The organism is Elstera litoralis, assembly GCF_000963705.1.
In the GTDB taxonomy this organism is placed as follows: Bacteria; Pseudomonadota; Alphaproteobacteria; order Elsterales; family Elsteraceae; genus Elstera; species Elstera litoralis.
In genome coordinates this window covers 1-10,412 of the sequence record NZ_LAJY01000139.1, presented here as the reverse complement: position 1 = coordinate 10,412, position 10,412 = coordinate 1, and the positions used below count along the sequence as shown (strand labels likewise).

Genomic DNA, 10,412 nt, shown 5'->3' with positions numbered 1-10,412 from the left:
TGACCAGTTTACCCCGGTCGCCGTGCGCGTCGCCGTCACCTTAATATCGTAATTATATTCCTGGTCGTAGGACATAACCGTCGTTTGAATACTGTCCTTCGCATCCGCCAAAACAGGGCTTTCATGGGGATGCTTGAGGCCCAGCGCATGGCCAATTTCATGCAGCAGCAGCAACGGACTATAGCCCGTATCGGTCTGTGCCCGATTGATCCAAACATCGCCCCGATAGGAACTGCCGATTTGGCTACCGGTTCCCGCCCCCCACGCAAAGCCCGCAGAATCGGCGCTGGCGTCGCTGAGCGTGAAAAACCGCATCCCAACGGAACTCGTGTCGGCCACTTCGACGAAATTGATATTGGTAACGGCCGACCAAGCCGCGAGCGCCTCGCGGGCTTGCGCCTTCATCGTGTCGTCGAAGGCCTGAAAACTCGTCAGGCCCGCCCGAGTATCGATAAACTGATTGGCATAGGACGCGACCGAGGTTGCGAAACTATACTGAACCGTCACCGCCGTTCCTTTAACGCTGGTCGCGTTCCAACGCCCAAGGCTATCGTCGACCAGCGTTGAGACCGCAACCGATTGGTCCGATGCCGTCAAAGTAGGAATTACCGGCTGCGCCATGTTCTCATCTCCTGTTGAAACTCAGACCTCGGGGTTACGCACCAGCTACGCTTTTGGAGGCGGTGTCCTGCGCGGGCAGCCCCAAAATCAATTCTGCCCGCAACCCTGGGTGATTGTCGCCTAAAATAAGGGAGCCATTATGGAGACCCGCCACCGCCGACACGAGGCTAAGCCCCAGGCCATTGCCGGGCGTCGTGCGGCTCTGTTCCAGGCGCACGAAACGGTGCAGCACATGCGCGCGCTCCTCGGTTGGAATGCCCGGCCCGGTATCGGCGACCACCACCGAGCCGCCGTCGCCCTGAGGCGCGACGGCGAGCGTTACCCGCCCGCCGCTTGGCGAATATTTGATCGCATTATCAACGAGATTGGCGAGGGCCTGAAACAGCAGATGCCGATTGCCGCGCAGGCGCGTCGGCTGGCTGCGCTCGATACTGAGCGCAATTGCTTTATCCTCGGCCACGGCCTGATAGAGATCGGCGATATCAGCAACCAGATCGGCCAAATCGAGATCGGTCATCTCCTGCCGCCCGGCCCCGGCTTCGGCCTGGGAAATCGACAGAATCGCGTTGAACGTGTGCAGCACGTTATCGAGCTCGGAAACGGTCTTTTCCAACGCGCCCTGCATCTGCGGCGGATCGTGGCTCATCAGCGTCACTTCCAACCGGGTTTTCAGCCGGGTCAACGGCGAGCGCAGATCGTGGGCGATATTATCCGTCACTTCCCGCCCCGCGCGCATGAGCTGATCGATCTGCGTCAGCATCGCGTTAAGGTTCTTCGCCAGCCCGTCGAACTCGTCGCCGCTGCCCGACACCGGCACGCGTTGCTGCAAATCCCCTAAGATGATATGCCGGGTCGTGCGGTTGATCCCTTCCAGGCGGCGGCGCATATCGCGGCCCATCACCACGCCGCCGACCAGCGCCAGAAACGCCGCCGCCGCCATTGCCCACAGCAGCGCTTGGAAAATCAGCTTCTCGAAACTCGCGCGCTCCACCAAGGTGCGGCCAACCAGCAGGTGATAGCCTTCGGTGAGCAGAAACGACATGGCGCGCGCCCGTGCCGCATCCAGCGTTTGCGGCTCCTCCTCGGTTCCCGCCTGCGGGATGCGGAAGGTGGCCCAGCGCCCCTCGCGCTCGGCGTCCGACGGCCAGGCGGGCAGATTTCCGGCCACGCGGGTAAAATCGCCATCGGTGAGCAGATAGATGCCTGAGCCGACCCGATCCGCCGCAATCCGCTCGTTGATCTGATCGATCAGCCCGTTCAGCCCATGCTCGCGGTAGCCGTCCGATAGGCTGGAAATTTCCGTCACGATCGTATCGTTCAACTGCCGGTCGATCAGCCCAATGGTCACGCCATAAACGAAGCCGAGCAGCGTGAGCACCGACACGACGAACAGCGACGCATAAACCGCCACGACCCGAACGGTCCAATGGCGCAGCAGCTTCCTCATCGGGGAGGCACTTATTCCGGCGCGCGCAGGCAGTAGCCCGCACCGCGAATGGTTTGCAGCAGCGATTTGGGGAAGTTCTTATCGATCTTTTGCCGGAGGCGCGAAATATGCACGTCGATCACATTGGTTTGCGGGTCGAAGTGATAATCCCACACGTGCTCCAGCAGCATTGTCCGCGTCACCACATGCCCGGCGTTGCGCATGAGATATTCGAGCAGCATGAACTCGCGCGGTTGCAGGTCGATTTCCTGGCCGCCGCGCGTCACGAGGCGCGAGAGAAGATCCATTTCCAAATCGGCCACGCGCAGCTTGGTCGTTACCGCCTCGCCCGCGCCGCGCCGCAGCAGCACTTCGATGCGCGCGACCAGTTCAGAAAAAGCGTAAGGCTTGGTCAGATAATCGTCGCCGCCCGCCCGCAAGCCGCGCACCCGGTCATCGACCGCCGATAGGGCCGAGAGGATCAACACGGGGGTTTTATTGCCCGCCGCCCGCAGCGCTTGGATGATCGAGAGCCCATCGAGCCCCGGCAGCATGCGGTCAACGATCAACACATCGTAACTGCCGCTCATGCTGTGAAACAGCCCGTCTTTGCCATCGGCGGCATGGTCGACGATATAGCCGCTCTCTTTCAGCCCCTTCACCATATAGGCGGCGGTATCGACATCGTCTTCGATGACCAAAATGCGCATGGACCGGTAAACTCCTAACTCGATACTCTTTCTATCAGATACGGCGATGCAGCGGCAGGGGCTCATTAAATTTTGGTTAGATGGGCCGCGACGGCTGTCCCGAGGCCCGCCTGCGGCATTGCCCCCCTGGTCAGGCGGTGCGCCATAGGGCATAGTCCCCCCGCTTTCAGAGGCAAATTTATCAGAGTTTTCAATGTTTCAGCTTGCGTTCATCCTGATTGGCGCCAAGGCCTTTCGCGGGAAATGGTATATCGTTGCCGGGCTCGGCGTTGCGCTTATTCTCCTGGGGCTTTTCGTTGCGTTCGGCCCGCCCAGTCACGCCCTGCTGATCGCCCATGCCCTGCTCGGAACCCTTTTCCTCAGCAATGGCATCCTCGTTGCCCTGGGCGGCGCGACGGCGCAGGACCGCAGCCCCTTGCGGGCTTTCCTCAAGTCCGGCGGCCTCGTGCTGATGGGGGGCTTGGTGCTGATTGCCGCTTTCTGGACCCCGGTGGCGCTGGCGGTGGCGCTCGGCCTTGCCCTTGCCGTCGATGGGGCGTTTCGCATTACCTCCACCCTCGTCATTCTGTTTCCCGGCTGGCGCGTCGTGATGCTGATTGGCGGGATCGAAATTCTGGCCGCGCCGATGGTCGCGCTGGGCTGGCCGCTCTCCTATGAAACCGCCATTCTGCTGGCGACCGGGCTGATGCTGGCGCTGTTCGGGCGGTTTCTGCTGGAATTCGGCCTGTCGTTCCGCACCCTGCCGCCGGAATTCTCCATTCTCAACCTGCCCTATTTCGCCGGGCGCGGTTGGTACGCCCACGCGCCGATTTTGGTGGGCGACGACGATCCCGAGGATCAAAACCGCCCGCCGCTAACGGTCTACGTCTGGACGCCCGCCGGGGTCGCCACCGACCCGGAACGGACCCTCCTGATGGACCGCTACCTTGCCGCCGTCGATAAAGACGGCAGCTATTCCACCGGCCATTCGGCGCTTGAGGTAAAGCCCGATCTCTACATCAGCCATTACCCCAGCGAAGAACTGGCGATTCCCGAGAATATGAACAAGCTCAGCTCGCTGCAAAGCTTGGCCGACACGACCCAGAAGGGCGAGTTCCACGACAGTTATGAGGGCGACGTGGACTGGTGGTGCGCAGCGGACGTGAGGTTAGAGTTCCCGCGCTACAGCTATCGCCGCCTGCTGGCCTTTTGGCTGGGATATAGCCAGGATTCGACCTACCATCTGACCAACCGCAATTGTTCGGTGGTCGCCGCCGCCGGGTTGGATGCGGCACTGGAAGGCGTTCTCGCCGGAAAACGCCCCTGGCTCCGGCTGCTCAGCCTGCTGCTCGATCCTGACCTGTGGGGCGCGGTGCTGGCGCGCAATCGCGCCACCGCGATGACCTGGACGCCCGGCCTGTTCCATGATTATGCGCGCGCCTTGGGCCGTGTTCTCCAGCCGACGAAAATGCCCTGGATCACGCGCCTCAAATGGTTCGTCTACCGCGCCCGCCTCAGCGCCCGCACCTTCGGGCGCAAAGGCAAGCATGCGTAGCGCTATTCCTCCATCGACATCAGCGAGGCGTTGCCGCCCGCCGAGGTGGTATCAATCGAAACCGTCCGCTCGGCGGCAAAGCGCGTCAGGTAGCGCGGCCCACCGGCTTTTGGCCCGGTGCCCGACAGCCCCTCGCCCCCGAAGGCTGGACGCCGACGACCGCGCCGATCATCGAGCGGTTGACATAGATATTGCCCACGCGGGCGCGGGAGATGACGCGCTGCACGGTTTCATCGATGCGCGAATGAATGCCGAGGGTTAGCCCATAGCCGGTCTCGTTGATCGCATCGACCACCTTATCGAGATTGCTCGCATCCCAGCGGATCACGTGCAGGATCGGGCCGAAAACTTCGCGGTCGAGACGCCCCAACCCGTCGATTTCAACGATTTCCGGCGGGTAGAAGGTGCCGTTTTCCGTGCCGTTGCCGAGGTCCGCCTGGAAATGACGCGTGCCGATCTGGCCGATAAGTTGGCTATGGGCCTTCAGCCGGTCGCGCGCCGCGCCATCAATGACCGGGCCGATATCCGTCACCAGCTTGCCGGGGTCGCCCAGAATGAGATCGGAGGCCGCCCCCGCCAACATCTTCAGCACCTTATCGGCCACGTCCGACTGCACGAAGAGAATGCGGCACGCCGAGCAGCGCTGCCCCGCCGACTGGAACGCCGAGATGATGACGTCCTGCACTACCTGTTCCGGCAGGCTGGAGCTATCGGCGATCAGCGCGTTCTGCCCGCCGGTTTCGGCGATCAGCGGCACAATCGCGGCGTCCTTGGCCGCCAGATGGCGGTTGATGCGCCGGGCGGTATCGGTCGAGCCGGTGAAGGCGACGCCGCCGATGCGCGGATCGGTGACGAGCGCCTCCCCGACGGCGGGGCCGCCGGGGAGCAGATGCAGCACATCGCCCGGAACCCCCGCCGCGTGCAGCAGCTTGACCGCCTCATAGGCAATCAGCGGCGTTTGCGGCGCGGGTTTGGCGATGACGCTGTTCCCGGCCACCAGGGCGGCGGCGACTTGGCCCATGAAAATCGCCAGCGGGAAATTCCACGGGCTAATGCAAACGAACACGCCGCGCCCGTGCAAGCTCAGTTGATTGATTTCCCCCGTGGGGCCAGGCAAGGGTTCCGGCAGAAACTCGCGCCGGGCCAGCAGCGCATAATAGCGGCAGAAGTCGATCGCTTCGCGCACTTCGGCAATCGCGTCCGGCAGGGTCTTCCCGGCTTCGCGGATGAGCAGGGCCAGCAGGCGGGTGCGCTGGCTTTCCATCGCGTCCGCCGCTTTCAGCAGGCACGCGGCCCGCGCTTCCGCCCCAAGGTTCGACCAATCATGCTGAGCGGCGAGCGCCAGAGTGATCGCTTCCCGCGCGTCCTGCGGCGTTGCTTCCACCACCGCGCCGGGCGAGCGGTTGTGATCGGCAGGATCGAGAACCTGGACTTCTTTCCCCGTAACATCATTACCGCCAACGAGCGGCCGCGCGAAGGTCGCCTTCTGCCATTCCCGCGCCAGATCATCCATCAGCGGGTCGGTTTGCAGCGGGTCGGACAGGTCGATACCGTTGGAGTTCAAACGCTCCGGCCCATAGAGGTTGGCGGGCAGCGGAATGCGCGGATGGGCTTTTTCAGACAGCGCGCTCATATAGGCCACCGGATCTTGCGTGAGGCTTTCAATCGGCGCACCCGCCTTGGCGACCTGATTGACGAAGGAAGTATTGGCACCGTTTTCCAGCAAGCGCCGCACCAGATAGGCCAGCAAATCTTCGTGGCTGCCGACCGGCGCATACACGCGGCAGGGCCGGTTCAGCGCCTTGGGGCCGACGACGCCCTGATACAGCGCCTCGCCCATACCGTGCAGGCGCTGGAACTCGAAATCGGTCCGGTTGCCCGCAAGCTCCAGAATGGCGGCCAGCGTCATGGCGTTATGGGTGGCAAAGGCCGGGTAGAAATTCTTCGAGTCCAACATAAACTTGGCGCAGGCGATATAGCTGACATCGGTCCCGGCTTTGCGGGTAAAGACGGCATAGCCCGGCAGGCCGCGTTCCTGGGCGCGTTTGACTTCGCTATCCCAATAGGCCCCCTTTACCAACCGCACCAGCAGCTTGCGCCCGTGGGTCGCCGCCATCGCGTCGAGGAACTGAAGCGCGGGCAGCGCGCGCTTCTGATAGGCCTGCACGGCAAGGCCCAAGCCGTTCCAGCCTTTCAGGCTCGGATGACCGGAGATTTCCGTGAGGATATCCAGCGAGATTTCCAGCCGTTCGGATTCTTCCGCATCGACCATCAGACCGATGCCGACTTCCTTCGCCGTCTGGCAGAGCGTCAGCAGCGCCGGAACCAGATCGCGCATCACCTGATTGGCCTGGGCCACCTCGTAGCGCGGGTGCAGGGCCGAGAGTTTTACGGAGATATTCGGCGCGTCGATCATCGGCCGCCCCGCCACCGCTGTGCCGATGGAGCGAATGGCGCTGTCATAAGCCTTAAAATAGCGCTCCGCATCGGCGCGCGTGCGGGCCGATTCGCCGAGCATATCGTAGGAATGGCGGTAGCCTTCCTTCTCCGCCGGAACCGCGCGGTCCAAGCTTCATCGATCGTGCGGCCCATGACGAACTGCTTGCCGAGAATCTTCATCGCCGTGCGAATGGCGGCGCGGATGACTGGCTCGCCCGACCGCGCCACCAGCTTGCCCAGCAGGTCCGACACCAGCCCACTTTTCTGAACGACCGGCTTATCGAGATTGACCACCCGGCCCGTCAGCATCAGCGCCCAGGTGGAGGCATTCACCAGAACCGAATCGGATTTCCCCAGATGGGCTTCCCAATCGGCACCGCCCAGCTTGTCGCGGATCAAGGCGTCCGCCGTTTCGGTATCGGGAATGCGCAGCAGCGCTTCGGCGAGACACATCAGCGTCACGCCCTCGCGGGTGGAAAGCTGATATTCCTGCAAGAACTGCTCGATCCGCCCGCCGTTTTCCATCTTCAAGCGCATGCCCGCGATGAGCTGGGTCGCCCGCGTCCGCACCCGTTCCGACAGGATGGGATCGAGCTTGGCCTGTTCGGTGCGCTCGGCGATCACCGTCGCCTCATCGGCGCGGTAAAAGGGCGCGATGGCGGTGCGCAGGCTTTGAACGGCGGGCGGCAGGGCGGACGCAGAAGGATACATGCGGGGCTCCGAAGCTGGGGCCGGGCCAGAATCGGCACCGCCCATGAGGGTTCATATGATTATTCGGAATATCATAGTTTTCTTGGCAGTTCTGTCCGGAATTATGGCCTAGTTTCCGACGTTTCTCTGGTTTATAAATATAAAAAACGATGATTCATCGGGCTGATAAGCGGAAACCTCAATGCTGGATGATCTCGATCTTAAAATCTGCCGGGCGTTGCAGCAGGATGGCCGGCTGTCCAATGCCGAATTGGCGCGCGTCATCAACCTCTCCCCCGCCGCCTGCTTCGACCGCGTGAAGCGCCTGCGCCGCGACGGCTATATTCGCGGGTTCGCCGCCCTGCTCGATCCCGAGAAATTCGACCGGGGCCTGCTGGTCTTCGTGCAAGTCCTGCTCGACCGCACCACCCAAGACGCCTTCAGCAATTTCGCCGCCGCCGTGCGCCTGATGCCGGAAGTGCTGGAGTGCCATATGGTCGCAGGCGGGTTTGATTATCTGCTGAAAGCCCGCGTGAAGGACATGGCCGAGTATCGGCGCTTCCTGGGCGATGCGCTCGTCAGCCTGCCGTCGGTGCGAGAAACCCATACCTATGCGGTCATGGAAGAAGTGAAAGCCCAGGTTGGGTTCGGAGTTTAAGAGAGAAAAGTCACAACCAAAGACATGAAATAGAAATATTAACTATTTCATGACATAAAAACCAAATGAAGTAAGCGCGAATTTCTCAGCACCTTTTTGAATTGATCGTCTTTTGGCATGAAGTGTCCACTTAACGGAGGTGGACACCAGGTGATTGAGGACGATGAACGGAAACTGCTGGTTAGGCGGATTTTTAGCAATGGCCGCCGTCGGTACGATGCGGCGTCGAAAGAGCGTCTCGTTGCCGCCTGCCTGGAGGCGGGCGTGTCGGTATCGCGCCTTGCGCTTGAGCATGGGGTCAATGCCAACCTTCTTCGGAAGTGGATAAAGACGGCCAAGGAAGCCGGTACTCTGCGGGCCCCTGCGCGGTCGGCGTTCATTCCGGTTCAAGTCAGCGCTGCCAGTCATTTGGTAGAGGGGCCTGCCCTGCGCGGGGAAGCGCGGCAGTCGAAGTCGCTGCCCCTTTCGGCCAAGGTGAGCGCGTGCCTGCCGAACGGCGTGACGCTTTCGCTGGAATGCGGTGATGTGGAGGCGTTGACGGCGATCATCGGAGCCTGGGGCATGTTCAGACTGAACGCTGACCTGACCGTCTATCTGCACCGCGAGCCGATCGACTTCCGCGCCGGTATCAACAGCCTTGCGGTTCTGGTGCAGGAGGAGATGGCGCTTGATCCGTTTGCGCCTGCGGTCTTTGCCTTTTGCAATCGCCGCCGCGACCGTATGAAGCTGTTGTTCTTCGACCGATCCGGCTTCGTGTTGGTTCTGAAGCGGCTGACGGAGGACAAGTTCCGATGGCCGCGCCGGGAGACGGCGGTGGTTACGCTTTCGTGCGAAGAGCTCCATTGGGTTCTCGACGGCATCGATATCGACGCGATGGTGCGCCATCCGGTGCGGCACTATCAGGTTGCAGGCTAAGAGGGGCGAGAAAAGCCGTTGACGCAGCGGCATGCTTTCGATTCAAGACTCTGATGATCAGATCCGGCGAACCTGATGTTGCAGCGTTACTGGCGCGTATTGCCGCGCTCCAGGCGGAAAACCGTCACCTCACAGCGCGCGTCGCCCAGCTGGAGGAAGACCTGGCGCTAGCGCGGCTCCATCGTTTTGCGCCGAAAAGCGAAAAGCACAGTGATCGCCTCTTCAATGAAGCCGAACAGGCTGCCGGTGACGATACCTCCGGCGGCGAAGAGGATGATGCCGTCGACCTGCCGGACACCGGCTTTGCGAGGGTTGAGAAACCGGAGGGAAAGAAGCGTGGCCGCAAGCCCCTGCCGGAACACCTACCGCGCGAGCGCGTCGAATACGACCTTCCCGATGATCAAAAATCCTGTCCCTGCTGCCGCCATCCAATGCATCGCCTGGGCGAGGCCGTAACCGAGCAACTCCATATCGAGGTGAAGGCAAAAGTCCTGCAGAATGTGCGGTTCAAATATGCCTGCCGGACGTGCGACCGCACCGGGATCGAGACGCCTATTGTCATGGCGCCGATGCCCGCGCAGCCTTTACCGGGCAGCATCGCCACGGCTTCGACGCTGGCCTTTGCGCTCGTTCACAAATACGTCGATGGCACGCCGCTCTACCGCCTAGCCCAGGCCTTCGAGCGCGCGGGCGTTCCCGTCAGTCGCGGAACTCTGGGCCATTGGGTGATCGGATCGAGCGAGAGGCATCTTTGCCGCCTCTATGAAGCCCTGAAGTTGCGGCTCAGAGCGCAGCCGCTCATCCATGGCGACGAGACCACGGTCCAGGTCCTGAAGGAAAAGGATAGGGAGGCTACCAGCCCATCCTTTATGTGGGCCTATCGGAATGGAGAGGACAGTCCTGAGCCGATCGTGCTGCTCGACTATCAGCCCGGCCGTGGCCAGATTTATCCGCAGACCTTCCTGGGCGATTATCGCGGTATCCTGATGAGTGACGGCTATTCCGCCTGGCGCACGCTGACGGGGGCCACCCACGTTGGATGCTTGGCCCATTCCAGGCGTCGCTTCGTCGAGGCGCTGAAGACCAGAAAGAAAGGCGGCGGCCCGCCGGAGCAGGCGCTAAAGGTCTTCGAGCAGCTCTACCGGATTGAAGGCCTGGCGCGGAGCGAAAAACCGGACAAGGGCGAAACACGCGCCGATTGCACCCGCCGTCTCCGCCAGAAACATAGCGTGCCCATCCTGAACGCTTTCAAAGCATGGCTCGAGGATATCAGGCCGAAGGTCCTGCCCGACAGCAAGATCGGCGATGCCGTATCCTATACCCTGAACCAGTGGGAATACCTGACGCGCTATACAGAAGACGGCAGAATGCCCATCGACAACAATCTCCTCGAACGTGACATCCGCGTCTTCGCAACCG

Annotated in this window: 9 protein-coding genes; 4 read left to right on the top strand and 5 right to left on the bottom strand. The window is 61.9% G+C overall.

Annotation, left to right across the window (positions count from 1 at the left end; translation table 11 throughout):
• The 3 genes from VZ95_RS06855 to VZ95_RS06845 form a co-directional block, all read right to left on the bottom strand.
• The coding region (locus VZ95_RS06855) for a matrixin family metalloprotease (RefSeq protein WP_045775193.1) at window positions 1-621 on the bottom strand (621 nt) is incomplete at its 3' end.
• A 34-nt stretch (window positions 622-655) separates the two neighbouring features.
• Window positions 656-2,068 carry a sensor histidine kinase gene (locus VZ95_RS06850; protein WP_045775192.1) on the bottom strand — a complete coding sequence of 471 codons (1,413 nt, stop codon included), beginning with the start codon at window positions 2,066-2,068 and terminating at the stop codon, window positions 656-658.
• A gap of 11 nt (window positions 2,069-2,079) precedes the next feature.
• Entirely contained in the window at window positions 2,080-2,757 is a 678-nt protein-coding gene (locus VZ95_RS06845; protein ID WP_045775191.1) for a response regulator transcription factor, read from the bottom strand.
• A 193-nt stretch (window positions 2,758-2,950) separates the two neighbouring features.
• On the opposite strand from VZ95_RS06845, the gene VZ95_RS06840 reads away from it, so the two are divergent.
• Complete coding sequence (locus tag VZ95_RS06840; protein WP_045775190.1) at window positions 2,951-4,291, top strand: hypothetical protein; 1,341 nt, start codon at window positions 2,951-2,953, stop codon at window positions 4,289-4,291.
• 85 nt (window positions 4,292-4,376) lie between these two features.
• Here the strand turns inward: VZ95_RS06840 and putA are convergent, their stop codons facing one another.
• On the bottom strand, window positions 4,377-6,809 hold the full coding sequence (putA, locus tag VZ95_RS26755; RefSeq protein WP_232302526.1) for a bifunctional proline dehydrogenase/L-glutamate gamma-semialdehyde dehydrogenase PutA: 2,433 nt from the start codon (window positions 6,807-6,809) through the stop codon (window positions 4,377-4,379).
• Window positions 6,704-7,441 carry a hypothetical protein gene (locus VZ95_RS25275; RefSeq protein ID WP_198148144.1) on the bottom strand — a complete coding sequence of 246 codons (738 nt, stop codon included), beginning with the start codon at window positions 7,439-7,441 and terminating at the stop codon, window positions 6,704-6,706. The genes putA and VZ95_RS25275 overlap by 106 nt, the downstream gene beginning before the upstream one ends.
• 181 nt (window positions 7,442-7,622) lie before the next feature.
• On the opposite strand from VZ95_RS25275, the gene VZ95_RS06830 reads away from it, so the two are divergent.
• The 3 genes from VZ95_RS06830 to tnpC all read left to right on the top strand — a co-directional run.
• Entirely contained in the window at window positions 7,623-8,078 is a 456-nt protein-coding gene (locus VZ95_RS06830; protein ID WP_045775189.1) for an Lrp/AsnC ligand binding domain-containing protein, read from the top strand.
• A 150-nt stretch (window positions 8,079-8,228) separates the two neighbouring features.
• Complete coding sequence (tnpB, locus tag VZ95_RS23905; protein WP_198148143.1) at window positions 8,229-8,993, top strand: IS66 family insertion sequence element accessory protein TnpB; 765 nt, start codon at window positions 8,229-8,231, stop codon at window positions 8,991-8,993.
• 53 nt (window positions 8,994-9,046) lie between these two features.
• On the top strand, window positions 9,047-10,412 hold a 1,366-nt coding region (tnpC, locus tag VZ95_RS06820), incomplete at its 3' end, for an IS66 family transposase (protein ID WP_045775188.1).

Excerpts from the sequence above, each read along its gene's own strand:
- VZ95_RS06850 (WP_045775192.1), bottom strand. The coding sequence starts at position 2,068 with ATGAGGAAGCTGCTGCGCCATTGGACCGTTCGGGTCGTGGCGGTTTAT.
- VZ95_RS06845 (WP_045775191.1), bottom strand. The coding sequence starts at position 2,757 with ATGCGCATTTTGGTCATCGAAGACGATGTCGATACCGCCGCCTATATG.
- VZ95_RS06840 (WP_045775190.1), top strand. The coding sequence starts at position 2,951 with ATGTTTCAGCTTGCGTTCATCCTGATTGGCGCCAAGGCCTTTCGCGGG.
- putA (WP_232302526.1), bottom strand. The coding sequence starts at position 6,809 with ATGCTCGGCGAATCGGCCCGCACGCGCGCCGATGCGGAGCGCTATTTT.
- VZ95_RS25275 (WP_198148144.1), bottom strand. The coding sequence starts at position 7,441 with ATGTATCCTTCTGCGTCCGCCCTGCCGCCCGCCGTTCAAAGCCTGCGC.
- VZ95_RS06830 (WP_045775189.1), top strand. The coding sequence starts at position 7,623 with ATGCTGGATGATCTCGATCTTAAAATCTGCCGGGCGTTGCAGCAGGAT.